Raw genomic sequence first — 24,913 nt, forward strand, 5'->3', positions numbered from 1 at the left:
CCTGCCGATCTTCAACGGCGGCACGCTCGAGGCCAACTATGGCGTCAGCAAGGCCCAGCTCGATGCCGCTGTCGCCCAGTACGACAGCGCGGTGCTGACCGCCGCCCGCGAAGTGGCCACCCAGTCGCTGAGCGCCGAACAGGTCGCGGCCCGCCTGCGCGAACAACAGGCCCAGCTGGATGCCGACAAGGTCCTGCTGGCCAATGCGCAGGCGCGTGCCCGCCAGGGCGTGCGCGACCTGCGTGAAAGCCTTGGCGCCAAGGCGACCCTGCTGCAACAGCGCGATGCCGCCACCCAGTTGCAGGCACAGGCGCTGAGCACGGATCTCGCCCTGATCAAGGCGCTCGGCGGCGGTTATCGCAGCGCCGACGATGCCACCTCCCCTTCCTCTTCTGTCAATGCCGGAGCTTCCGACCATGAGCGCCACTGAATCCGAAACTGTCGACAGCAATGACAGCGGCATGGCCGCGAAGAATCCGGCCAAGCGCCGGCGCGCCCTGCTGATCGTCGCCGCGGTGTTCATCCTTGCCGGGGTGATCTGGTTCCTGCTGTGGCTGTTCGTGTTTTCCACCCGCGTAAAAACCGACAATGCCTATGTCGGCGGCAACCAGGTGGCGATTTCCGCCCAGGTGCCCGGCACCGTGGTGGCCATCCTCGCTGACGACACGCAGCGCGTGGAAGCTGGCCAGGTGCTGGTGAAACTGGACGCGACCGACGCCGAGACCCGGCTTGAACAGGCCCGCAGCGCGCTGGCCCAGGCCGTGCGCGGCGTGCGCCAGCAGACCAGTTCGGCCACCGGTGCCGACGCCCAGGTCGTCACGGCCAGGCTCGCGTTGAAGAAGGCCCAGGCCGACCTGCAGCGCCGCCTGCCGCTGATCGCTGCCCAGGCCGAATCGCCAGAGATCGTGCAACATCTGCGCGATGGCGTGGCGCAGGCGCAGGCTGCGCTGGAAGCGGCCGAAGCCCAGGCTGCCGCCGCGCACGCGGCCACCGAAGGCACTGATGTGGCGCAGAACCCGTCCGTACTGCAGGCGCGCGCGAATTTCCGCGCGGCATGGGTCGCTGCCCAGCGCAACGCGATCTACGCGCCAGTCTCCGGTTACGTGGCCCAGCGCAGCGTGCAGCTGGGCAACAGCGTGGCCGCCGGACAGCAACTGATGACCGTGGTGCCGCTGCATGACCTGTGGGTGGATGCGAACTTCAAGGAGAGCCAGCTGCGCCACATCCGCATCGGCCAGCCAGTGAAGATCGTCTCCGATGTCTACGGCGACGACGCCGAATACCACGGCAAGGTGATCGGCTTGGGCGCCGGTACCGGCAGCGTGTTCTCGCTGCTGCCCGCGCAGAACGCCACCGGCAACTGGATCAAGGTGGTGCAGCGCGTGCCGGTGCGCATCTCGCTGGACAACAAGGAGCTGGACAAGCATCCGCTGCGGATCGGCCTGTCCACCGAAACCACCATCGACATCACCCATGACAAGGGCAACGTGCTGGCGACCGCGCCGGCAACGCAGCCGGTGGCGCAAACCGACGTGTACGAGCAGATGGCCAGCAAGGCGGACGCGCAAGCCACGCAGATCATCCGCGCCAACCTCCCCCACGCCGCCCACTGAGCCGGACCCCGCCGATGGCCGCCACCCCGAACGACGCCACGCCGTTGAAGCCGCTGCAGGGCGGCGCGCTGGTCCTGCTGACCATCGCGGTCGCCTTCAGCACCTTCATGGAGGTGCTGGACATGACGATCGTCAACGTCTCGGTGCCGCACATCGCCGGCAGCCTCGGCGTCAGCCCCAGCGAAGGCACCTGGACGATCAGCTCGTACGCGCTGGCCAGCGCGATCATGCAACCGCTCACCGGCTGGCTGGCCCGCCGTTTCGGCGAGGTGCGTACCTTCATCGCTTCGGTGGGGTTGTTCGTCCTGTTCTCGATGCTGTGCGGCATGGCCACCAGCATGCCGATGCTGGTGATCTGTCGCCTGCTGCAGGGCGCCGGTTCCGGCCCGATGGTGGCGCTGTCGCTGGCCTTGCTGCTGTCCAGCTATCCCAAGGCGAAACAGGGCATCGCGCTGGCGCTGTGGGCGATGACCGTGGTGGTGGCGCCGATCTTCGGACCGATCCTGGGCGGCTGGCTCACCGACAACCTGTCATGGCCGTGGATCTTCTACATCAACGTGCCGGTCGGCGCGCTGGCCGCGATCATCACCTGGGCGCTGCTGCGCAAGCGCGAGACGAAGACCTTCAAGGCGCCGATCGACGTGATCGGGCTGACCCTGCTGGTGGTCGGCGTGGGCGCGCTGCAATTCATGCTGGACAACGGCAACGACAACGACTGGTTTTCCTCGCCGATGATCCTGACCCTGGGCATCGTCGCGCTGGTCTGCCTGACCTTCCTGATCGTGTGGGAGCTGTTCGCCAAGCACCCGGTGATCGACCTGTCGCTGTTCAAGTCGCGCAACTTCACCGTGGCGGTCATCGCGCTGTCGCTGGGCATGATGGCGTTCTTCGGCATCAACGTGGTGTTCCCGCTGTGGCTGCAGATCACCCTGGGCTACACCGCCACTTGGGCCGGCCTGGCCAGCGCGCCGGTGGGCGTGCTGGCGTTCGTGATGGCGCCGATCATCGGCGCCAACATCCAGCGACTGGAACTGCGCGCGGTGGTGACGTTTGCCTTCATCGTGTTCGCGGTCACCTCGTTCTGGTTCGCCGGCTTCGACAGCTCGGCGTCGTTCAGCACCCTGGTGCTGCCGCGCTTCGTGATGGGTATCGGCATCGCCTGCTTCTTCATTCCGCTCAACCAGATGTATCTGTCCGGCCTGCCCGCGGATCAGGTGGCCAGCGCGTCGGGACTGGCCAACTTCTGCCGCACGCTGGGTTCGAGCATTTCCACCGCCGCCACCGTGACGCTGTGGCAGCACCGCGGCGAATATCACCATGCGGTGCAGACCGAGCACGTCAACGCGGCCGCGCCGGCGGCGACACACTTCCTGCAGCAACTCCAGCATGGCGGCTTTTCTTCCACCCAGAGCCTGGGCATCGTCGACCAGTTGATCACCCGCGAGGCGCTGACCTTGGCAGTGAACGACGTGTACATCGTCTGCGGCGTGATGTTCCTGGCGCTGATTCCACTGATCTGGTTCGCCCGGCCACCGTTCGGCAATACCGGTGGCGCCGTCGGACACTGAGCCGCCGAAAATGCTGCAGCCTTGCACTGCAGCATGAATGGAGCGGTGCGACTGGTGCGACGCAATATCTTCTGCTAGCTTGTGACGCATGGCACAAACCAAGCGCACCATCAAGAAGTACCCGAACCGGCGTCTTTACGACACGGAAATCTCCAGCTACATCACGCTGGAGGAAGTCCGCCAGCTGGTGCTGGACAACGAGGATTTCGAGGTCCGCGACGCCAAGAGCGGCGAGGACCTGACCCGTTCGGTCCTGCTGCAGATCATCTCCGAGCACGAGGACAAGGGGCAGCCGATGCTGTCGCCGCAGTTGCTCAGCCAGATCATCCGCTTCTACGGCGATTCGCTGCAGGGCTTCATGGGGCCTTACCTGGAGCGCAGCCTGCAGGTGTTCCTCGACCAGCAGACGCAGTTCCGCAGCCAGCTCAACAGCCTGATGGGGCAGACCCCCTGGAACACGCTGAACGACCTGACCGAGCGCAACATGGCCGCGTTCCAGGCGTTGCAGCGCGGGCTGATGGACACCGCCGCCCAGGTCATGCCGACGCCGCCCGGCGGCGCCCGCGGCAGCAAGAAGTCCGGCTGATCCGGACCCGATCGACGGCGCGCATCGACGCGCCGTCCGTTTGTCACCCCTGCCTTTTCCGGTCTGGCCGTTGCAGCACGGCATGTGCTGCCCCGCGGCATGATCCTCCCATGGATGTACTGCGATGAGCCCAGCCCCCCTTCCCCAACGCGTTGCATTGGTCACCGGCGGCATCGGCGGCCTGGGTACGGAAATCTGTCGCCAGCTGGCCGGCGCGGGACGTCGGGTGATCGCGCTGGACCTTGCCTCGCGCGAAGAGCGCGTGGCCGCGTTCCACGACGAAGTGGCCGCGTTCGATGGAGCGATCAGCTTTACGCCGGTTGACGTCAGCGACTTCGACGACTGCCGCGCGGTGATCGAACGCATCGAACAGCAGCACGGCAGCGTCGACATCGTGGTCAACGCCGCCGGCATCACCCGCGATGCCACCCTGCGCAAGATGACCGCGCAGCAATGGCACGAGCTGATGCACGTGAACCTCGACGGCGTATTCAACCTGTGCCGTCACGTCGTCGACGGCATGACCGCCCGCGGCTTCGGCCGCATCATCAACATCAGCTCGGTCAACGGCCAGACCGGGCAGTTCGGCCAGACCAACTACTCCGCCGCCAAGGCCGGCGTGCACGGCTTCACCATGGCGCTGGCGCGCGAGACCGCGCGCAAGGGCGTCACCGTCAACACCGTCTCGCCGGGCTATTGCGACACGCCGATGGTGGCCGCGGTATCCGAAGAGATCCGCGCGCAGATCATCGCCGGCATTCCGGTCGGCCGGCTTGGTTCGCCCGCCGACATCGCCCGTGCCGTGGCCTTCCTCGCCGCCGACGAAGCCGGCTACATCACCGGCGCCAACCTGCCCGTCAACGGCGGGTATTTCATGAGCTTCTGAAGGCGGCTTGCCGGGGAGCTCTCTGACTGGCCCTCCACACCGGCTTCACAAACGGCATCACGCTGTGAAATGTTCTTATTGACCGGTAGCCGCGGACCGCCGTAGCGTCCAGCGATCCGGCCGCCGATCTGTTCGGGGGGACTTCCTGCGTCCGGACCGCAAGACACGCCATGACCGGAAGAACCGGCCGGGTGCGTCTGTCCAGTCACGCTTTGGGAGGGGAACACTGATGATGCACAAACCACTTGTCGTTGCGTTGTTGGGAGCCATCGGCCTGGCAGCCATGTCCGACGCCGGAGCCGCCACGCACACCCGCGTCCAGGCCCAATCCATGGGAATGATCGCACCCGCCGCGCTCGCCAACCGCATCGGCCTGGACGCCGACGCCGCGCTGTCACCGCGCCGCCAGGCACGCACCGCCTACGGCACCCTGAAAACCCGTGAACAACAGACCTTCCGCGGCGTGCCGGTATACGGTCGCAACGTCGTGGTGGAACACGACCACAGCGGCAACGTCCTTGGTATCAGCGGCGAAGTTTCCCGCGGCCTCGATCACGACATTGCCTCGGTCGCGCCGGTCCTCAGCGGTGCCCGCGCCGTTGCCCTCCTGCGTTCACATGCCGGCCTGCTGCCCTTCGGCATTGGCGTCAACGGCGTGCGGGAAAGCGACATCCAGAATGCGAAAAGCGACCTGTACATCTACGCCGAGGGCAACCGCGCCCGCCTCGCCTACCTCACCTCGTTCTTCGTCGATCGCAACGGTACGCCGACGCGCCCGATGGCGATCATCGACGCCAACACCGGGGAAGTGATCGAGTCCTGGGAAGGCCTCACCACCAAGGGCAAGCCCGGCGGTGGCGGCGGTGTCACCGGCACGCCGGCGCTCGCGACCGGCGCCGGCGGCAACCAGAAGACTGGCCAGTACTTTTACGGTACCGACTACGCTGCGCTCGCGGTCACCCAGTCCGGTTCCACCTGCTATATGCAGAACCCGGACGTGAAGACCAACAACATGGCCAGCAGCACTCGCCGTGGCACGCTGTGGAGCTTCATCTGCCCGAACAGCAGCGGCGATGCCGTGAACGGCGCCTACTCGCCGATCAACGACGCGCACCACTTCGGCAGCGTCGTGCACGACATGTACAACGACTGGCTGGGCGCACCGCCGCTGAACTTCCAGCTGGTGATGAACGTGCACTACGGCCGCAACTACGAGAACGCGTTCTGGAACGGCTCGTCGATGAACTTCGGCGACGGCGCCAGCTACTTCTACCCACTGACCTCGCTGGACGTGACCAGCCACGAGATCAGCCACGGCTTCACCGAACAGAACTCCAACCTGCAGTATTCCGGCCAGTCCGGCGGCATGAACGAGGCGTTCTCGGACATGGCGGGCGAAGCGGCCGAGTACTTCGACCGCGGCAGCAACGACTGGCTGGTCGGCGCCGAGATCATCAAGAACGGCACCGCGCTGCGCTGGATGTGCACGCCCACGCTGGACGGCGACTCGATCGGCAACGCGGCGGACTACTACAGCGGCCTGGACGTGCACTATTCCAGTGGCGTCTACAACAAGGCGTTCTGCACGCTGGCCAAGTCGTCCAACTGGAACACGAAGAAGGCCTTCGAGGTCTTCGCGCGTGCCAACGAGATGTACTGGACGGCCACTTCCACGTTCAAATCGGGCGCCTGTGGCGTGGAAAACGCCGCGGACGACTACGGCTACTCGCGTAGCGACGTGGTGGCGGCGTTCAACGCGGTCGGCGTGACCTGCCAGTAAGCCATCGGCAAACGCATGACCGGAAAGGGCCGGCCCGCCAGGGTCGGCCCTTTTTCTGTGCCCCCGGCCGCATGAAAGTCACCCGGGATTGCAGTCCCGCCCTGCTTGCGGAACAGTGGGCGAACTTCATCGACGGATCGCAGCATGGCGCAGCAACCCATCACCCTCATCGGCGGCGGCCTGGTCGGCGCGTTGCTGGCGCAGCAGCTGGCGCAACGCGGCTTTGCGGTCGAGGTATTCGAGAAGCGGCCCGATCCGCGGCTGGCCGGCTTTCTCGGTGGCCGCTCGATCAACCTGGCGCTGGCTGAGCGCGGCCTGCAGGCCTTGCGCAGCGCCGGGCTGGCCGACGACGTGCTGCAGCGGGCGGTGATGATGCGCGGCCGCATGGTGCACGATCGCGACGGCCACAGCTCCCTGCAGCGCTACGGGGTGGACGACAGCGAGGTGATCTGGTCGGTTTCGCGCGGCGCCTTGAACATGCTGCTGCTGGATGCGGCCGAGGCGGCGGGTGTCACCTTTCATTTCGGCCAGAGCCTGGTCGCCGCCGATTTCGGGCAGCAGCGCATCCGGCTGGCGGACGGCGCGGGCGTGGAACGCGAACAGTCGGTGGGCCTGCTGATCGGTGCCGATGGCGCCGGCTCGGCCTTGCGCGCGGCGATGAACGCCCACGCGCCGCTGGGCGATCGGATCGAAGCACTGGGCCACGGTTACAAGGAGCTGGAAATTCCGCCCGCCCATGAGCTCGCGGCCACGCTGCAGCAACTCGGCGGTGGTCGCGACCAGTACGCGCTGGAGCCGCATGCGCTGCACATCTGGCCGCGCGGCGGCTACATGTGCATCGCGCTGCCGAACACGGAAGGCAGTTTCACGGTCACCCTGTTCCTGCCCGCGCAAGGCGCCGCGCCCAGCTTCGCCAGCTTGCCCGACTCGACCGCAGCGGCAGCGTTCTTCAGCGAACAATTCCCCGGCCTGCTGTCGCTGATCCCGCGCTTCGCCGAAGACTTCGACCACAACCCGGTCGGCACGCTGTCCACCCTGTACCTCGACCGCTGGCATCTGGACGGCCGCGCGCTGCTGGTCGGCGATGCGGCGCACGCCATCGTGCCGTTCCACGGCCAGGGCATGAACTGCGGCTTCGAGGACACCGTGGTGCTGGCGAACCTGCTGGCCGCGGCGCCCGCCGACAGCGCCGAGGTGTTCGCCGAGTTCCAGCGCGTGCGCCAACCGAATGCCGACGCGATCGCCGCGATGGCGCTGGAAAACTACGTGGAAATGCGCGACTCGGTGGCCGACCCGCACTATCTGGCCAAGCGCGAACTGGGCGCGCTGCTGGCCGCCCGCATCCCCGCGCATTACATGGCGCGCTACCGCATGGTCACCTTCACCCACCTGCCCTATGCCTATGCGCTGGAACGCGGCCGCGCCCAGGATCAATTGCTGGAACAACTGCTGCGCGAGAATCTGAACGTGGCGACGATCGATATCGACGCGGCGGCAGCATTGTTTGTCTCCACCCTGCCTCCGCTGCCGGCGCTGCGTCATGGATGAGGCCCTGCTCGAAGCGTTCCGCTCGACCGCGTACCACGTGTGCATCGACACGGTGAGCTGGGCCACGATCCGGGTCGATCTGCCCTTGCCCGTTGCATTGGCCGAGGTGGTCGGCAGCCGCTCGTGGGCCTTCATCACCGCCTGGAATCCGCAGGCACGCCGCCGCGCACCGGCCGAGAACCTGGCCGCCCAGCATGCCTTGCTGGGCGCTCTGCAGGCGCAGCCCGGCGCCATCGTTCTGCCGGCGATCGGGGTGGGCAGCAGCGGCTGGAGCGAACCCAGCCTGTTCGCCATCGGTCCGGACCTGGCCATCCTCGATGCACTGGCGAGGACGCACGGGCAGCTGGCCTATGTGCACGGCGAGGCCGCCGGCGCCGCCCTGCTGCGCACCGTGGCCTGAAGCTTCAGCGGCAGTGCGCCGCATGGACAGCATCGACGCCATTGCGGACAATCGCGGGAATGACTGCCGCCAGCACCGCCGTGCCCCTGCTCGAAGCGCGGGCCCTGAGTTTCCATCGCCAGGACGAACCGGTGTTCGCGCCGCTGGATTTTCAGCTGCACGCGGGCGAACTGGCCCTGGTCGAGGGCGACAACGGCAGCGGCAAGACCACCTTGCTGCGCATGCTGGCCGGCCTGCTCCACCGCGGCGAAGGCGAACTGCTCTGGCGCGGTGAGGCGCTGCAGCGCGACCAGTGCGCAGGCCAGATCCTGTTCCTCGGTCACCAGCTCGGCCTCAAGGCGGACCTGAGTCCCCGCGAAAACCTGCGCATCGCCGCGGGCCTGCACGGCACGCGCGAAGGCCTGGGCATGGCTTCCGTGCTTGCCGACATCGGCCTGCGCGGTTACGAGGACGAGCCGGTGCGCCGCCTGTCGGCCGGCCAGAAGAAACGCGCGGCGCTCGCCCGGCTGGTCCTGCTGCCGGCCACGCTGTGGCTGCTCGACGAGCCGTACGCGAACCTGGACCGCATCGGCATCGCCCTGGTGAACCATTTGCTGGAGAAACATACCGACGCCGGCGGTGCGGCGATGGTCACCAGCCACGGCACGGTGAGTTTCCACGGCGGCGAGCCGCGACGGATCCGCATGCATGGCTAAGCATCCCGGCCTTGCCACCGCCTGCGCCGCGATGCTGCGGCGCGACCTCACCCTGGCCTGGCGCCGGCGCGGCGACATCGCGATGCCGGTGCTGTACGCGCTGATCGTGACCATGCTGTTCCCGTTTGCGCTGGGGCCGGAAGACACCTTGCTGCAACGGATCGCCGGCGGCGTGATCCTGGTCACCGTGCTGCTGGCGATGCTGCTGGCGCTGGATGCGATGTTCTCCAGCGACATCGAGGACGGTTCGCTGGAACAGCTGGTGCTGGCGCCGCAGCCGCTGGCGCTGATGCTGGGCATGAAAATCCTTGCGCACTGGATCACCACCGCGCTGCCGCTGATCGTGATCGCGCCGCTGATGGCCGCGATGCTGCACCTGCCCGGCGCGGTGATTCCCGTGCTGTTGCTGGCCCTGCTGCTGGCCACGCCGCTGCTGAGCCTGCTGGGCGCGGTGCTGGTGGCGCTGACGGCCGGCACCCGGCGCTCTGGTATGCTGCTGGCCCTGATGTTGCTGCCTTTGTGCGTACCGGCCGTGATCTTCGCCGCCGGTGCCGTGGCGGCTGCCCAACAGGGTTTGCCGTGGCTTGCACCGATCGCCTGGCTCGCTGCCTCGCTGGTGCTGGCCGTGGTGCTGGCGCCGCTGGCCTGCGCCGCCGCCCTCCGTATTGCCCTGGACGCATGACGATTCACCATGTCTAACTGGATTCCGCTCTGGTTGCACCGGCTGAGCTCGCCGCCAACCTTCTACCGCTTCGCCGGAACGCTGCAGCCATGGGCGATGACGCTGGCCCTGCTGCTGGGTGCGGTGGCCCTGTACGGCGGCCTGGTGCTGGCCCCGGCCGATTACCAGCAAGGCGATGCCTACCGGATCATCTTCATCCACGTGCCCAGCGCGTGGATGGGCATGTTCATCTACGCGGTGATGGGCGTGGCCGGCTTCATCGCGCTGGTCTGGCGAATCAAGCTGGCCGAGGTCGTGGCGATGCAATCGGCGCCGATCGGCGCGGCGTTCACCTTCATCACCCTGGTCACCGGTTCGCTGTGGGGCAAGCCGATGTGGGGCACCTGGTGGACCTGGGATGCGCGGCTCACCTCCGAACTGGTGCTGCTGTTCCTGTTCCTGGGCGTGATCGGGCTGTACCACGCATTCGAGGATCGCCGCCAGGGCGCCCGCGCCGCCGCCTTCCTCGCCATCATCGGCGTCATCAACGTGCCGATCGTGCATTTCTCGGTGAACTGGTGGAACACCTTGCACCAGGGCAGCACGGTCAACGTGTTCGGCAAATCCACCATGTCCTGGGACATGCTGTGGCCGCTGCTGACGATGACCCTGGCCACCAAGTGCTACTACGCCGCCAGCCTGTTTCGCCGCGTGCGCACCGACCTGCTCGAGCTGGAAGGCGGCAAGGACTGGGTGCGCCAGATCGCCGAAAGCGAGGCCGACCGATGAACGCCCTGCAGCACTTCCTGGCGATGGGCGGTTACGCCGCCTATGTGTGGCCGGCCTATGCGCTGTTCTTCCTCGTGCTGATCGCCGACACCGTCGCGCCGCGCCTGCGCCGCCACCGCGTGCTGCGGGAACTTCGCGCACGGCTGGCGCGTCAGAGCGTGCGTCAGGAACGCAAACCCCCTTCCACTCCAGCATCCCCCTGACCGGGGCGGTTTTCGACCATGCCCATGAACCCCACCCGCAAGCGCCGACTCACCATCGTGCTGTCGATCCTCGCCGCGGCCGTCGTCGCCGCCGTGCTGGTCGTGCTGGCGCTGCAGAACAACATGAACTACCTGCTGACGCCGAGCCAGGTGCAGTCGGGCGAGGCGGCCAGCTACAAGACCTTCCGCCTCGGCGGCATGGTCAAGGCCGGCTCGATCCAGCGCGCCAGCGACTCGCTCAAGGTCACCTTCACCGTGGTCGACGCCGGCGGCGCGATGCCGGTGGAGTACACCGGCATCCTGCCCGACCTGTTCCGCGACAACCAGTCGGTGATCGCCACCGGCCACATGGACAACGCCCGCTTCGTCGCCACCGAAGTGCTGGCCAAGCATGACGAGACCTACATGCCCAAGGAGCTGAAGGACGCCATGGCCAAGGCGCACGAAGGCAAGAAGGTCGAAGAAGGCGCTGCAGCTCAGGACGCCATGCAGGGAAACCCCAAGCCATGACCCCCGAACTCGGCCAACTCGCGCTGATCCTCGCCCTGCTGCTGGCGCTGGCGCAGAGCATCCTGCCGCTCGTCGGCGCGTGGCGCGGCAATCGTGCGCTGATGGCGGTGGCGCGCCCGGCCGCGGCCGGTCAGGCGGTGTTCGTGGCGATGGCGTTCGGCATCCTGGCCTGGGCGTTCCTGCGCTTCGACTTCTCGGTGCAGTACGTGGCCGACAACTCGAACTTGGCGCTGCCGTGGTACTACCGCATCGCCGCGGTGTGGGGCGCGCACGAGGGTTCGCTGCTGCTGTGGATCCTGATCCTCAACGTGTGGACGATCGCCCTGGTGGCGCTGAGCCAGAAGCTGCCCGAGGTGTTCGCTTCGCGGGTGATCGCGGTGATGGGCCTGATCGCGGTGGGCTTCCTCGCCTTCATCATCTTCACGTCGAATCCGTTTGGACGTCTGTTGCCGATGCCGGGTGACGGCGCGGACCTGAACCCGGTGCTGCAGGACCCGGGCATGACCTTCCATCCACCGATGCTGTACATGGGCTATGTCGGCTTCTCGGTGGCGTTCGCGTTCTCGATCGCCGCCCTGCTCGGCGGCGAGCTGGAACAGGCCTGGGTGCGCTGGGCGCGGCCGTGGACCAACATGGCCTGGGCCTTCCTCACCTGCGGCATCGTCGCCGGCAGCTGGTGGGCGTACGCCGAACTGGGCTGGGGCGGCTGGTGGTTCTGGGACCCGGTGGAGAACGCCAGCTTCATGCCGTGGCTGGTCGGCGCCGCGCTGATCCATGCGCAGGCGGTCACCGAGAAACGCGGCTCGCTGCGTGCGTGGACCATCCTGCTGTCGATCTTCGCGTTCTCGCTGTCCCTGCTCGGCACCTTCCTGGTCCGCTCGGGCGTGCTCACCTCGGTGCATGCATTTGCTTCGGACCCGCGCCGCGGCGTGTTCATCCTGGCCTTCCTCACCATCGTGGTCGGCGGCTCGCTGCTGCTGTACGCGCTGCGTGCACCGAAGGTGCTGGGCGGCAAGGCGTTCAACGTGGTGTCGCGCGAAACGGTGCTGCTGATCGGCAACCTGATGTTCGCCGTGGCGGCGGCGATGGTGCTGCTGGGCACGCTGTTCCCGCTGATCGGCGATGCGCTGAACCTGGGCCGGATCTCGGTGGGCCCGCCCTACTTCGGCTTCCTGTTCCCGCTGCTGATGGCGCCGGTGGTGCTGCTGATGCCGTTCGGCCCGTTCCTGCGCTGGGGCAAGGGTGATGCCCCCGTGCTGAAGGGACTGCTGCTGCGGGTCGTCGTCGCCGCGCTGGCGTGCGCGATCGTCGCGGCCTTCCTGGTCGACGGCAACCTCAAGGCGATCGTCGGCGTCGCCGCCGGCGTGTGGGTGGTCGTCGGCGTGCTGCTGTATGCGCTCAAGCGCTGGCGTGAGGCGCCGCGTGGCCGGCGCTATCCCGGCGAGATGGCCGGCATGCTGCTGGCGCATCTGGGCGTGGGCATCTTCGTGATCGGCGTGCTGCTGTCCGAATCGCTCAGCGTGACCCGCGACGTGCGCATGGCGCCCGGCGAGACCCAACACATCGGCAGCTACGATTTCCGCTTCGACGGCGTGCACCACACCACCGGCCCGAACTGGACCGCCGACCAGGGCACGGTCACGGTCACCCGGGGCGAGAAACAGATCGCGGTGATGCATCCGCAGAAACGCACCTACCCGCGTGGCCAGGTGCAAACCGAATCGGCCGTCGACGCCGGCGTCACCCGCGACCTCTACGTGGCGCTGGGAGAGCCGATGGACGCGAACAACCTCGAAGGCGCGTGGGCGTTGCGGCTCTACACCAAGCCGTTCATCCGCTGGATCTGGGGTGGCGGCCTGCTGATGATGCTGGGCGGCGTGGTCTGCGCCACCGACAAGCGCTTCCGTCTCAAGCGGACGGCGAAGGCTGAAGGCGTCGTCGACACTGGCGCCACGCTGCAGGTCGGGGAAAGCCGCGCATGAACCGCCTGCTCCCCTTCATCGGCTTCATGCTGCTGGTCGGCCTGTTCGGCTTCGGCATCTGGTGGAACACCCAGCACGATCCGAACGCGATCCCCACGCCGCTACTGAACAAGCCGGCGCCGGAGTTCAACCTGCCCAAGCTGTACGAGCCGGCGCAGAAGGTCAGCAAGGCCGACCTGCTGGGCAAGCCCTACCTGCTCAACGTGTTCGCCAGCTGGTGCATCGAATGCGGCGTGGAGCACCCGGTGCTGAGCGCCGAGGCGCCGACCCTGGGCGTGCAGCTGGTCGGCTACAACTACAAGGACCCGCCGGCGGACGCGAAGAACTGGCTGGCCAAGCACGGCAATCCGTACGCCCTGCTGATCGCCGACGAACCCGGCAACACCGCGATCGACTTCGGCGTGTACGGCGCGCCGGAAAGCTTCCTGATCGATGCGAAGGGCGTGATCCGCTACAAGCACATCGGCCCGATCACGCCCGAGGTGATGGCGAAGGAACTGAAGCCGGCGATCGCGGCGATGCTGAAGGAGGCGCCGTGATGCGCCGGTTGCTGCGGGTGTTCCTCGTCGCTTCGCTGTTGCTGGGCGGCTTCGCTTACGCGCAGGCGATCGAGCCGATGCCGTTCAAGGATCACGCGCAGGAACTGCGCTTCCAGCACCTCACCCATCAATTGCGCTGCCCGATGTGCCAGAACGAGACGCTGGCCGATTCCAACGCGCCGATCGCCCGCGACCTGCGCAACCAGATTTTCAGGATGATGCAGGAAGGCAAGAGCGACGACGAGATCAGGCAATACCTGGTCGCCCGCTACTCCGAGTTCGTGCTGTACGACCCGCCGCTGACCGTCGGCACTTCGTTGCTGTGGTTCGGCCCGCTGCTGATCCTGCTCGGCGGCGCCGGCGTGGTGCTGGTGCTGATCCGCCAGCGCAGTCGTGCCGCCCGCACCATGGATGAAACACCAACCGATTCCGGGGACGACTGGTGAAGATCGCTTTTGCCGTGATTGCCGCCGCGATGGTCGCGGCGGCGCTGGCCTTGTTGCTGTTGCCGCTGCTGCGCCAGGGCCGTGAAGCCGGTCGCCCGCGCAGCGTGTTCGCGCTGGCCCTGCTGATCGCCCTGATACTGCCGCTGGGCACGGGCACGCTGTACCTGCTGGTGGGCACGCCCAACGCGTTGAACCCGGCCAGCAAGCAGGCACCGCCCTCGCTGACCATGGACCAGGCGCTGACCGAACTGCGCACCCATCTGCAACAGCAGCCGGACGACCTGCAGGGCTGGATGCTGCTGGCCCAGACCAGCAGCATGCTGCGCCAGCCGGCGGATGCGCGCGATGCCTTCGGACACGCACTGAAACTGGACCCGAACAACGCCGAGGCGATGATCGGCTGGGCCGAAAATGATTCGATGACGCGGGCCGACCATCGCATCGAGGGTCGCGCGCGCGAACTTCTCGTGCAGGCGGTGAAGCTGCACCCGGACAGCCAGCGCGGCCTGTGGCTGCTCGGCATCAGCGATTTCCAGAATGGCGACTACCGCGACGCCGCCGCCACCTGGCGTTTGCTGCAACCGCAGCTGGAACCGGGCTCGAACGTGGCCAAATCCGTCGCCGAACAGATCGCCGTGGCCGATGCCCGCGCCGGTGGCGCACCGGCCGGCGCATCGTCGAGCGCCGCCGCCAGCGCCCCGCAAGGCGCCGCGCTGCAGGTGCAGGTCGCGCTGGCGCCGGCGCTGAAGGGCAAGCTGGTCGCGGGCGACGTGCTGTTCGTCTACGCCCGCTCGCCGGATGGCCCGCCGATGCCGCTGGCGGTGGCGAAACTCGATCCCGCCAGCCTGCCCGCCACGGTCACGCTGACCGACGCGATGGCGATGACGCCGGCGTTCAAGCTGTCCTCGGTTGCGCAGGTCTTCGTCGGCGCGCGGATCAGCCACGGCGGCCAGCCCGAGGCCCGGCCCGGCGACCTGGAAGGCGACGCCGGGGTGGTCGCGGTGGACAGCACGACGCCGATCAAGATCAGCATCGACAAGGTGCATTGACCATGGGCGACGCGCGCCGTTACCTCGCCCTGTCCTCGCCCTTCCCGATGAAGCGCGGCGGCGAACTGCACGGCGCGCACGTCGCCTACGAAACCTGGGGCACGCTGAACGCGGCCCGCGACAATGCCGTGCTGGTGCTGACCGGCCTGTCGCCCAGCGCACACATGACCTCATGCGACGAGGACCCGACGCCGGGCTGGTGGCAGGACATGGCCGGCCCCGGCAAGGCGATCGACACCGGGCGCTGGTTCGTGATCTGCGTGAACTCGCTGGGCAGCGACAAGGGCTCCACCTGCCCCGCCTCGAACGATCCGGGCACCGGCGAAGCCTACCGGCTGAGCTTCCCCGAACTGGCGCTGGAAGACGTGGCCAACGCGGCGCACGCCGTGGTCGACAGCCTGGGCATCACGCAACTGGCCTGCCTGATCGGCTGCTCGATGGGCGGCATGAGCGCGCTGGCCTACATGCTGCTGCACCCGGGCAGCGTGCGCACCCACATCAGCGTGGACACCGCGCCCCAGGCGCAGCCGTTCGCGATCGCGATCCGCTCGCTGCAGCGCGAGGCGATCCGGCTCGATCCGCAGTTCAACGACGGCCGCTACGACATCCATGCCACGGAAGGTGGCAGTTATCCCGACCTGGGCATGAGCATCGCGCGCAAGCTCGGCGTGATCACCTATCGCTCGGCGATGGAGTGGAACGGCCGCTTCGCCCGCATCCGGCTCGATCCGGAGCAGCGCGAGGACGAACCGTTCGGCCGCGAGTTCCAGGTGGAGTCCTACCTCGAAGGCCACGCCCGGCGCTTCGTGCGCAACTTCGACCCGAACTGCTACCTGTACCTGTCGCGCGCCAGCGACTGGTTCGACATCGCCGAATACGGCCACGGCAGCGTGCACGAAGGACTCAAGCGCATCCACGTCGAACAGGCCATGGTGATCGGCGTCAGCACCGACATCCTGTTTCCGCTGCAGCAGCAGGAACAGATCGCCGAAGGCCTGCAAGCCGCTGGTGCCCGGGTCGAGTTCGTGGCGCTGGATTCGCCGCAAGGCCACGACGCGTTCCTGGTCGACATCGAAAACTACAGCCGCGCCATCGGCGGCTTCCTGAACCAGCTGGCGGCCGGCTGATCGCCGCGCTGCTAAGCTAGACAGCTCCCGCATTCCCCGAGAACGCCATGCTTACCCTGGATTTCCCCGGCAGCCGCACCCTGATCGACGCCATCGACGCCGCCGTGGCCAAGTCGACCACCCACGAGCTCACCGACAGCCTGCGCAACAGCCTGTGCAGGATGATCCGCGACAAGTCGGTGACCCTGCCGGAATGCGTGTTCGAGGCGAATGCCGAACACTACGCGCGGCGCGAGCTGTACCGCAGCGAAGAGCACGGCTACTGCGTGGTGGCGATGACCTGGGGGCCGGGACAGGGCACGCCGATCCATGACCACGACGGCATGTGGTGCGTCGAGGGCGTGTGGAACGGTGCGCTGGAGATCGTGCAGTACGAACTGCTGGAGCACGACGACAAACGCTACTGCTTCCAGCCGGTCGGTTCGATCCAGGCCGGCGCCGGCTCGGCCGGCAGCCTGATCCCGCCGCACGAATACCACAGCATCCGCAACCCCAGCGACGACGCGGTCACCGTCAGCCTGCACATCTATTCCGGCCCGATGGTCCGCTGCTCGGTGTTCCAGCCCCTGCCCGAGGACCGCTGGTACGGACGCGACGTGCGCCAGCTGGGACTCGACCGCGTGCACTGAACCCGGCATAATCCCCCGCTCACACATGCCGGTGTGGCGGAATGGTAGACGCGGCGGACTCAAAATCCGCTTGTGGTGACACAGTGGAGGTTCGAGTCCTCTCACCGGTACCAGCTTTCGAAGAACCCCGCCTCGCGCGGGGTTTTTCATGCCTACAGCTCGCGCACCACGCGGAAGCCCACGCGAGCGCTGCGGGCGTCGCCGTTGGCGCCCTGGCGGTAGGCCGATTCGACCTGTTCGGGCGAACTGCCCCAGGAACCGCCGCGCAGCACGTGGGCGCGGCAGCCGGGGTTGACCCAGGCACTGCCGTCGGTGGGCGCACGCAGGTAGCTGTCGTGCCAGCAGTCGACCACCCATTCGGAAACGTTGCCGTCGATGTCGAACAGGCCGAACGGGTTGGCGGCGAAGCTCATCACCGGCGCCGGCCCCCAGTGGCCGTCGCGATAGCCGCGGAAGGCGTTGCTCCAGCGTCGGCCACTGCGTGAGCGGTCGGCGGAGCCGGTCAGGTTCTCCACCGGGTGCGACGGCACCCCGTCGCCCCACCAGTAACGTGTCTTCGTGCCACCGCGCAGCGCGTACTCGAACTCCGCTTCGCTGGGCAGTCGATAAGTCTTGCCGGTGCGTTGCTGCAACCACGCCGCGTAAGCCGTGGCATCGGCCCAGGACACGTTCACCACCGGCAGGTTGTCGTCGGCCTTGCGACCGGCGTAGTCGTCTTCCCAGGTGGCGGTACTGTCGTCGCGCAGGACGCCGCTGCGCTCGTCGTACACGCTGGCGCCACCCAGCCGGATCGAATCGGGCACGTAGCCGCTGGCACGCACGAACTCGCGGAACTGGACCACCGTCACCGCGCTGCGCGCCATCGCGAAACCGGTGGCGATGGTCACCGCATGTTGCGGTTGGGACGAGGCGAGCCGATCGCTGTCGCTGGCCGGTGCACCCATCATGAAACTGCCGGTGGGGATCACCACCATGGTGGGCGCCTTGCCCGGCAGGTCGACATAATGGTCGGCAAAGGCCTGGCCGGGCTTGTAGCTGGCGTAGAGACGCGCGTTGACCAGTTGCTCGTCGAGCGCCGGCAGCCCTGTCAGGTCCGGATCGATCGCGCGGACCTGCCCGGCCAGCTTGATGGCCAGGGTCACGTTGCCGGCATCCAGCGCGGTATGCGCCTGGGCAAGTATTCCGCGGGCACGCTGCTCGCGCATGTCGTCCACGCGCTGGTGCACGTCGCGCATCTGCTGGGTGCCGGGACGGATCTGTTGCGCCCTGGCCAGTTCGCGGTCGGCGCCGGCGAAATCGTTCTGCGCCACCGCCGCCAGCGCCCGGTCCAGCACGGCGCGCTGCACCTGCAGGATGCCCTGCTCGGCAACGGCATTCTGCGGGTCCAGCTTCTGCACGTCGCGATACAGGTCCAGCGCGCTGCCACCGTCGGGGCGGTCGGCCTTGCCCTGCTGCAGCAGGCCCGCTGCCCGGGCCAGCATCGGGCGCACCTTCTCCAGCGTCTGCAGGCCGGTTTCCAGTTGCGCCACTTCGGCTTCGGCGTTGGGCAGCGTGCGCAAGGCGTCGAGCAGGTCATGCGCGGCGTCCACGTCACCCACCGCGATGTCTTGGTCGATCTCCGCCACCAGGCGCGCGCGCACGTCGAACAGACCCTGCACGGCGCGGCGGCTGTCGGGCTTCTGCTTCAACGCCTGCTCGAACAGGGCCGCAGCGCTGTCCTCGCCGCCGGCCAGCGCGCCCGCATGCAGCGCCCTGGTGGCCTTGTCGAGCAGGGCCACCACTTCGGGCGGGTCGGCGCTGAGCTGTTTGGGCAGGTCGGCCTTGGCGCTGTTGCGCGCGGCGATCACCGCAGCCGGCGCCAGGGTCAGCGGCGGCCCGGCATTGAGTTCGCTGATCGCCGTTACGCGCTCCGGCTGCAGGCCGCTGCCCGGCGCCGCGGTGCCCAGCGACATCGAACGCCGCGGCGCCTGGGTCGGATCGACATGGAACAGGCGTGGAAAAAAGTGATAGGTCAGCGCAAACCCCAGCACGATCACCCCCAGCGCACCACCGAGAAAACGCTGACGCTGCAGGTTGGCGTTGTTCGGCATGGATGGGCGTCCTTGGGCGCGGCCTGTTATCGTGCGCTGCTCACCATAGGCACAAACCGCCGACAGGGCAATCCGCGCGAGTGACCGCGCCGCCTTCCAAGGAGTACCGATGTCATTGCCCGAAACCCCTGCCGCCGACTGGATCGACACGCTCGACGCGCTGCAGGCATGGTTGGCCACGATACCGGCAGACGCCGCCGTGGGCCTGGACACCGAGTTCATGCGGCGCAATACGTTCTATCCGCAGCTGGCCCTGCTGCAACTGGGCTGGAACGGTCGCTACGCCCTGGTCGACCCGCTGGCCTTCGACATCGGCCCGGCGTTGCAGCCGCTGCTGGGCGCCGGCCCGGCCGTCACCATCATGCACAGTGCCAGCGAGGATCTGGAAACCCTCTCGCCGTTGCTGCCCGATGGCCCGCACACACTGTTCGACACCCAGATCGCCGCCGCCTTTGTCGGCATGGGCCTGGGCATCAGCTATCGGGCGCTGGTGGCCGAACTGTCCGGCGACGAACTGGACAAGGGCGAGACCCGCTCGGATTGGCTGCAGCGTCCGTTGACCGCGTCGCAGTGCAGCTATGCCGCGCTGGACGTGGTCTATCTGAAAACCATCCACGAACAATTGAACGAGCGCCTGCGCCAGCGTGACCGCAGCGCGTGGCACGCCGAAGACTGTGCCCGCCTGAAGCAGCGCGCCAGCCATCGTGACGGCGACCCGCAGCCGCAACGTGCGCTGCGTGGCGCTGCCGAATGGTCACCCGAACGCCAGGCCCTGCTGCGCCGCCTGCTGTTGTGGCGCGACCGCAGCGCGCGTCGACTCGACGTGCCACGCCCCTGGCTGCTCGACGACAACCTCGCACTGAACCTGGCCGAGTTGCCGCCGACCCATCTGGCCGACCTGGAACAGCGCAGCCGCGGCCAGCGCGCCCTGCGCTCGGCGCAACGCAGCGAACTGTTCGAGCTGATTGCGCCCACTGTCAGCGCCGAGGAAATCGCGGCGACCGCAAAAATCCCGGCCCACCCGCAGGGCGCGGCGAAGAAGGCGCTGGGCGAGATGAAGCAACTGGTCGACAGCCGCGCCGGCGAACTCGACCTGCCGCCCGGCCTGCTGTGCCCACGCAAGGTGCTGGAGGAATACGTGGTCACCGCCGAATGGCCGGACTTCCTCGAAGGCTGGCGCCGCGAGGTGCTGCACGACGACCTGCCCGGGCTGCTGCCGGACTGAGCGCCGCACGTCTTGGTCCGCCGTTCGACCGGGACGCGGGCACGCAGCGCGAAATCGAAAGGCTCACCCGTCCGCGCAAGCCCGTCCGGCACAGGGTCGATGGATCGCCGCGCTTCACCATCCGCCAGCCGGGGTCTTGGCGAAGCCCACCCACGCTGCTAATATTCGCTGCTTCCGTGGGGCGGTAGCTCAGCTGGGAGAGCGCCACGTTCGCATCGTGGAGGTCGTGGGTTCGATCCCCATCCGCTCCACCACGGATTTGCAGAAAAGCCCGCGGCTTCCGCGGGCTTTTTTCTTGGGCGTTCGCCTCACAGGCTGACGAACCGGGGAATCGCGACCAGCACCACGCCGACGATGATCAGCCACGCGGTGCCGCTGACGAAATACGGAAACACCATCAGGCCGATGCCGCAGACCAGCGGCACGATCGCGCGCTGTTTCCTGCCGTAGACGAAGAAGCCCAGCCCGATCGAGCCGAACAGCAGACCCCACCACAGTGTCGATGCGTTCAAGGCAGCTCCCGGCAGTTCGCCCGATGTCGGCGCATCGTACTCCGCGACCATGGCGGACCGTGGAGCGAAACCGCTCAGCAGCGAATCACCACCGGCAACGCGGCGATGCGCGCAGACGGGTCATCCAGCAGCGCGCTTTCGTACCCGTCAAAACCGGCGGGCATGGCCCGTCCTGCACGATGCAGCTGGCTCAGTGCCCGTTGCCGTTGCCGGCCCCTGCCCCGCACAACCTTCCCAGCAGCTCGTCCTGCATGTCGTGGATCGGCTCGCCGGCGGCCGGCAGAGGATGCAGGTACTCGCCGTCGGCCTGCAGCAACGACGCACCGACGTTGTCGGCGAGGCACAGCTCCAGCACCTGGGTGATGCGCTGCTGCATCCGCTTGCCCTCGATCGGGAACGCCGTTTCCACGCGGCGATCGAGGTTGCGCTCCATCAGGTCGGCGCTGGACAGGTACAGCAGCGGCTCGCCGTCGTTGGCGAACCAGTACACGCGGCTGTGTTCGAGGAAGCGGCCGATGATCGAACGCACCCGGATGTTTTCCGACACACCTTCGATACTTGGCCGCAGGCTGCAGATGCCGCGCACGATCAGGTCGATCTGCACACCGGCGATGCTGGCCCGGTACAGTGCGCGAATGACGGTCGGTTCGGTCAGCGCGTTGAGCTTGAGGATGATCCGCGCCGGCCGGCCCGCCGCGGCATGCGCCGCTTCACCGGCGATCATTTCCAGCAGCCGGGGCTTCAGCGTGAATGGCGCATGCAGCAGCTTTTTCATGTGCAGCACGGTGCCCATGCCGGTCAGTTCGCTGAACAGCTTGTGCACGTCCTCGCACAACGCCTCGTCGGAGGTGAGCAGGCTGTAATCGGTGTACAGCCGCGCGTTGCCGCTGTGGTAGTTGCCGGTGCCCAGGTGGGCATAACGCACCAGCTCGCGGCCCTCGCGGCGCTGGATCAGCATCATCTTCGCGTGCGTCTTGATGCCGACCACGCCGTAGATCACCATCGCGCCAGCCTGCTGCAGGCGCGAGGCCAGGCTCAGGTTCGACTCCTCGTCGAAGCGCGCGCGCAGCTCGACCACCGCGGTCACTTCCTTGCCCGCGCGGGCCGCGTCGACCAGCGCGTCGACGATTTCGGAATTCGCGTTGGTGCGGTACAGCGTCTGCTTGATCGTCAGCACCTGCGGGTCGGCCGAGGCCTGGCGCAGCAGGTCCACCACCGGCGCGAAGGATTCGTAAGGGTGCAGCAGCAGGACGTCCTGCTTGCCGATCACCTGGAACAGGTCGTCGGTGTGGCGCAATTCCTTCGGCAGCGCCGGCGTGAATGGCGGGTACTGCAGGCGCGGGTAGTTCACGTGGCTGGCAATGCGGAACAGCCGCGCCAGGTTCACCGGGCCATTCACTTCGTAGAGCTCCGACTCGGTCAGGCCGAACTGCCTGAGCAGGTGCTCGGCCAGGTCCCTGGGACAGTTGTCGGCCACTTCCAGCCGCACCGCATCGCCGAAGCGGCGCGAATAGAGTTCGCCGCGCAAGGCCAGCGCCAGGTCCTCGACGTCCTCCGGGTCCAGCGTGAGGTCGGCGTTGCGGGTCAGCCGGAACTGGTAGCAGCCGAGCACGTCCATGCCGGGGAACAGCTCGTCCACGTGGGCATGGATGATCGAGGACAGCAGCACGTAGTTGTCGCCGCCCTCGCAGATCTCCGCCGGCATCTGGATCAGCCGCGGCAACACGCGCGGCGCCGGCACCACGGCCAGGCCGGAGTCGCGGCCGAACGCATCGACACCATCCAGCCGCACGATGAAGTTGAGGCTCTTGTTGACCAGCAGCGGGAACGGATGGGTCGGGTCCAGTCCGATCGGCGTCACCAGCGGCGCCACTTCCGCCCGGAAATGGCGGCGCACCCACAGCCTCTGCTTCTGCGTCCACTGCTGGCGCCGCACGATGCGGATGCCTTGCGCGGCCAGTTCCGGCAGGATGCGCTCGTTGAGGATCGCGTACTGCCGCTCGATCTGCCGGTGCGCGATCTCGCTGATCATCAATAGCGCACGCTTCGGTGGAATGCCGTCCGGACCGATCAGCTCGTGGTCCAGCGCCACCTGGCCCTTCAGCCCGGCCACCCGGATCTCGAAGAACTCGTCCATGTTGCGCGAGAAGATCAACAGGAATTTCAGCCGTTCCAGCAGCGGCGTGCGCTCGTCCAGCGCCTGGTCCAGCACGCGGATGTTGAACTGCAGCTGCGACAGTTCGCGGTGGATGTACAGCCGGGGATCGGTGAGGTCCACCGCCGGCGCGATCGCCGTCGAAGCATCGTTGGCGGCCGGCGTCGCGGTGCCGGGCGGCGAGCTCTCGTGGATCAGGCGGCTGTTCATGGTGACACCGGCTTGGCTCATGCAGGAATACGTCGGGACATCGTAGCGCGGCAGGGGCAAGGCCCGGGTGACGACGGCCGCGACGGGTCATCCCCGGCTCAGTCTGCCGCACGCGCTTGACGGTCAGATGACAAGTCGGCCCGGTGGAAGCACGACGCCGTACCCCTGGCACATGCGGGTTCGCCGCCACTGTCCTAAGGTAGGGCCTCCCCGCGTCGTACCCCACCCAGTCAAACACCGCCCATGCAGACCCGCGTCGAAAGCGCTCCGCTCTCCCCTTCCGCGATCCCCGCATCCACGACTTCCATCCCCGCCAGCGAACCCACCCAGTTCGTCGTGCTCGGCGGAATCAGCTTCGCGCACATGCTCAACGACATGATCCAGTCGCTGATCCTGGCGATCTATCCGTTGTTGAAGGGCAGCTTCCACCTGAGCTTCGCCCAGGTCGGCCTGATCACCCTGACCTTCCAGCTCACCGCCTCGCTGCTGCAGCCACTGGTGGGCATGGTCACCGACAAGCGACCGATGCCTTACTCGCTGCCGGTCGGCATGGGCTTCACCCTGTGCGGCCTGCTGTTGCTGGCGGTCGCGCCGAATTTCCCCGTGCTGCTGCTGGCCGTGGCCCTGGTCGGCACCGGCTCGTCGGTGTTCCATCCGGAATCGTCGCGGGTGGCGCGGATGGCTTCCGGTGGTCGACATGGCCTGGCGCAGTCGCTGTTCCAGGTCGGCGGCAATACCGGCTCGTCGCTGGGTCCGCTGCTGGCGGCATGGATCATCGTGCCGCACGGGCGCGGCAGCGTGGCGTGGTTCTCGCTGGCCGCCCTGCTGGCCATCGTGGTGCTGCTGCAGGTGGGGCGCTGGTACGGCCGCCATCACGTGGCGCGCAGCAAGTCGCCATCGCGGCACCTGGATGTGATCGCCCTGTCGCGCAACCAGATCATCGGCGCGCTGGCGATCCTGGGCCTGCTGATCTTCTCCAAGTATTTCTATCTGGCCAGCCTCAGCAGCTATTACACCTTCTACCTGATCCACAAGTTCGGCGTGTCGGTGCAGAGCGCCCAGGTGCACCTGTTCGTGTTCCTGTTCGCCGTCGCCGCCGGTTCGCTGATCGGCGGACCGGTGGGCGACCGCGTGGGACGCAAGTGGGTGATCTGGGTGTCGATCCTCGGTGTGGCCCCGTTCACCCTGTTGCTGCCCCACGCGAACCTGATGTGGACGGGTGTGCTCACGGTGGTGATCGGCCTGATCCTGGCCTCGGCGTTCTCGGCGATCCTGGTCTACGCGCAGGAGCTGATCCCCGGCCGCGTCGGCATGATCTCCGGCCTGTTCTTCGGTTTCGCCTTCGGCATGGGCGGCATCGGCGCCGCCGTACTCGGCGGCCTGGCCGACACACACGGCATCGAATATGTCTATGGCCTGTGCGCGTATCTGCCGCTGATGGGTTTGATCACGGTGTTCCTGCCGGATATCGAGAAGCGGGTTCGCGCGTAGCTGCGCTTTCATGTTTGTCCGCGTGGTGCGGGCTTTCTCTTTGAAGCAAGAGATCAAGTGCAGAGCGGTCGATCGCCTTCGGCGACCGAGTCACTTTCTCTTTGAGTGGCCAAAGAGAAAGTAACCCAAGAGAAAGGCCACCCCGATGGCGCGCCCTCCGGGCATCGGGCAACTGCTCCTGCGTTGCCTCAACTCGGGCATCCATGCCCTCGCCTGCCC

General features: G+C 67.3%; 24 protein-coding genes and 2 tRNA genes. 23 read left to right on the forward strand and 3 right to left on the reverse strand.

Annotated elements, in window-relative coordinates:
• From ASD82_RS01875 to ASD82_RS01970, 20 genes are all read left to right on the forward strand, one after another.
• Positions 1-430: TolC family protein (locus ASD82_RS01875; protein WP_162253804.1), on the forward strand; the 430-nt coding region annotated here is incomplete at its 5' end.
• Positions 417-1,613 (forward strand): HlyD family efflux transporter periplasmic adaptor subunit, encoded by a 1,197-nt coding sequence (locus ASD82_RS01880; RefSeq protein ID WP_056714640.1) that lies wholly within the window; start codon positions 417-419, stop codon positions 1,611-1,613. The genes ASD82_RS01875 and ASD82_RS01880, both read left to right, overlap by 14 nt.
• A gap of 14 nt (positions 1,614-1,627) precedes the next feature.
• Positions 1,628-3,181, forward strand: coding sequence for a DHA2 family efflux MFS transporter permease subunit (locus ASD82_RS01885; RefSeq protein WP_056714642.1), 1,554 nt, complete (start codon positions 1,628-1,630; stop codon positions 3,179-3,181).
• Positions 3,182-3,269: 88 nt separating this feature from the next.
• Positions 3,270-3,767 (forward strand): polyhydroxyalkanoate synthesis repressor PhaR, encoded by a 498-nt coding sequence (gene phaR, locus ASD82_RS01890; protein ID WP_056714645.1) that lies wholly within the window; start codon positions 3,270-3,272, stop codon positions 3,765-3,767.
• A 124-nt stretch (positions 3,768-3,891) separates the two neighbouring features.
• Entirely contained in the window at positions 3,892-4,653 is a 762-nt protein-coding gene (gene phbB / locus ASD82_RS01895; protein ID WP_056714646.1) for an acetoacetyl-CoA reductase, read from the forward strand.
• Positions 4,654-4,984: 331 nt separating this feature from the next.
• Positions 4,985-6,433 (forward strand): M4 family metallopeptidase, encoded by a 1,449-nt coding sequence (locus ASD82_RS01900; RefSeq protein WP_235580607.1) that lies wholly within the window; start codon positions 4,985-4,987, stop codon positions 6,431-6,433.
• A gap of 144 nt (positions 6,434-6,577) precedes the next feature.
• Complete coding sequence (locus tag ASD82_RS01905) at positions 6,578-7,981, forward strand: NAD(P)/FAD-dependent oxidoreductase (RefSeq protein WP_056714653.1); 1,404 nt, start codon at positions 6,578-6,580, stop codon at positions 7,979-7,981.
• Positions 7,974-8,381 carry a DUF3293 domain-containing protein gene (locus ASD82_RS01910; RefSeq protein WP_056714656.1) on the forward strand — a complete coding sequence of 136 codons (408 nt, stop codon included), beginning with the start codon at positions 7,974-7,976 and terminating at the stop codon, positions 8,379-8,381. Before ASD82_RS01905 ends, ASD82_RS01910 begins: the two co-directional genes overlap by 8 nt.
• Positions 8,382-8,440: 59 nt before the next feature.
• A complete protein-coding gene (gene ccmA / locus ASD82_RS01915) occupies positions 8,441-9,076 on the forward strand; it encodes a cytochrome c biogenesis heme-transporting ATPase CcmA (protein WP_056714660.1) in 636 nt (211 codons plus the stop codon).
• Positions 9,069-9,758, forward strand: a complete 690-nt coding sequence (gene ccmB, locus ASD82_RS01920) for a heme exporter protein CcmB (protein ID WP_056714663.1) — start codon at positions 9,069-9,071, stop codon at positions 9,756-9,758. Before ccmA ends, ccmB begins: the two co-directional genes overlap by 8 nt.
• Before the next feature lie 9 nt (positions 9,759-9,767).
• A complete protein-coding gene (locus tag ASD82_RS01925) occupies positions 9,768-10,526 on the forward strand; it encodes a heme ABC transporter permease (RefSeq protein WP_056714666.1) in 759 nt (252 codons plus the stop codon).
• Positions 10,527-10,531: 5 nt separating this feature from the next.
• Positions 10,532-10,729, forward strand: a complete 198-nt coding sequence (gene ccmD / locus ASD82_RS01930; RefSeq protein ID WP_200950199.1) for a heme exporter protein CcmD — start codon at positions 10,532-10,534, stop codon at positions 10,727-10,729.
• A 24-nt stretch (positions 10,730-10,753) separates the two neighbouring features.
• Positions 10,754-11,239: a cytochrome c maturation protein CcmE gene (gene ccmE, locus ASD82_RS01935; RefSeq protein WP_200946173.1), complete on the forward strand. Its 486-nt coding sequence runs from the start codon at positions 10,754-10,756 to the stop codon at positions 11,237-11,239.
• Positions 11,236-13,221 (forward strand): heme lyase CcmF/NrfE family subunit, encoded by a 1,986-nt coding sequence (locus ASD82_RS01940; protein WP_056714674.1) that lies wholly within the window; start codon positions 11,236-11,238, stop codon positions 13,219-13,221. The genes ccmE and ASD82_RS01940 overlap by 4 nt, the downstream gene beginning before the upstream one ends.
• Positions 13,218-13,760 carry a DsbE family thiol:disulfide interchange protein gene (locus ASD82_RS01945; protein WP_056714676.1) on the forward strand — a complete coding sequence of 181 codons (543 nt, stop codon included), beginning with the start codon at positions 13,218-13,220 and terminating at the stop codon, positions 13,758-13,760. The genes ASD82_RS01940 and ASD82_RS01945 overlap by 4 nt, the downstream gene beginning before the upstream one ends.
• Positions 13,760-14,206 (forward strand): cytochrome c-type biogenesis protein, encoded by a 447-nt coding sequence (locus ASD82_RS01950; protein WP_056714679.1) that lies wholly within the window; start codon positions 13,760-13,762, stop codon positions 14,204-14,206. Before ASD82_RS01945 ends, ASD82_RS01950 begins: the two co-directional genes overlap by 1 nt.
• A complete protein-coding gene (locus ASD82_RS01955; protein ID WP_056714682.1) occupies positions 14,203-15,255 on the forward strand; it encodes a cytochrome C biogenesis protein CcmI in 1,053 nt (350 codons plus the stop codon). Before ASD82_RS01950 ends, ASD82_RS01955 begins: the two co-directional genes overlap by 4 nt.
• 2 nt (positions 15,256-15,257) lie before the next feature.
• Entirely contained in the window at positions 15,258-16,382 is a 1,125-nt protein-coding gene (locus ASD82_RS01960) for a homoserine O-acetyltransferase (protein ID WP_056714686.1), read from the forward strand.
• Positions 16,383-16,429: 47 nt separating this feature from the next.
• A complete protein-coding gene (locus ASD82_RS01965; RefSeq protein ID WP_056714687.1) occupies positions 16,430-17,011 on the forward strand; it encodes a cysteine dioxygenase family protein in 582 nt (193 codons plus the stop codon).
• A 27-nt stretch (positions 17,012-17,038) separates the two neighbouring features.
• Positions 17,039-17,124 (forward strand) — tRNA-Leu (locus tag ASD82_RS01970).
• A gap of 39 nt (positions 17,125-17,163) precedes the next feature.
• Here ASD82_RS01970 and ASD82_RS01975 read toward each other — a convergent pair.
• Positions 17,164-19,101, reverse strand: coding sequence for a formylglycine-generating enzyme family protein (locus tag ASD82_RS01975; RefSeq protein WP_056714690.1), 1,938 nt, complete (start codon positions 19,099-19,101; stop codon positions 17,164-17,166).
• Positions 19,102-19,210: 109 nt separating this feature from the next.
• On the opposite strand from ASD82_RS01975, the gene rnd reads away from it, so the two are divergent.
• Together rnd and ASD82_RS01985 are read left to right on the forward strand one after the other, a co-directional pair.
• Positions 19,211-20,326: a ribonuclease D gene (gene rnd, locus ASD82_RS01980; RefSeq protein ID WP_056714693.1), complete on the forward strand. Its 1,116-nt coding sequence runs from the start codon at positions 19,211-19,213 to the stop codon at positions 20,324-20,326.
• 178 nt (positions 20,327-20,504) lie between these two features.
• Positions 20,505-20,580, forward strand: a tRNA-Ala gene (locus tag ASD82_RS01985).
• A 54-nt stretch (positions 20,581-20,634) separates the two neighbouring features.
• Here the strand turns inward: ASD82_RS01985 and ASD82_RS01990 are convergent.
• Together ASD82_RS01990 and ppk1 are read right to left on the reverse strand one after the other, a co-directional pair.
• Entirely contained in the window at positions 20,635-20,838 is a 204-nt protein-coding gene (locus tag ASD82_RS01990; RefSeq protein ID WP_056714701.1) for a hypothetical protein, read from the reverse strand.
• A gap of 190 nt (positions 20,839-21,028) precedes the next feature.
• Positions 21,029-23,203: a polyphosphate kinase 1 gene (gene ppk1 / locus ASD82_RS01995; RefSeq protein WP_056714704.1), complete on the reverse strand. Its 2,175-nt coding sequence runs from the start codon at positions 23,201-23,203 to the stop codon at positions 21,029-21,031.
• Positions 23,204-23,446: 243 nt separating this feature from the next.
• Here ppk1 and ASD82_RS02000 point away from each other — a divergent pair, with 243 nt between their 5' ends.
• Positions 23,447-24,694 (forward strand): MFS transporter, encoded by a 1,248-nt coding sequence (locus ASD82_RS02000; RefSeq protein WP_056714697.1) that lies wholly within the window; start codon positions 23,447-23,449, stop codon positions 24,692-24,694.
• Positions 24,695-24,913: the final 219 nt, after the last annotated feature.

The sequence above is a fragment of the Rhodanobacter sp. Root179 genome, assembly GCF_001428465.1.
In the GTDB taxonomy this organism is placed as follows: domain Bacteria; phylum Pseudomonadota; class Gammaproteobacteria; order Xanthomonadales; family Rhodanobacteraceae; genus Rhodanobacter.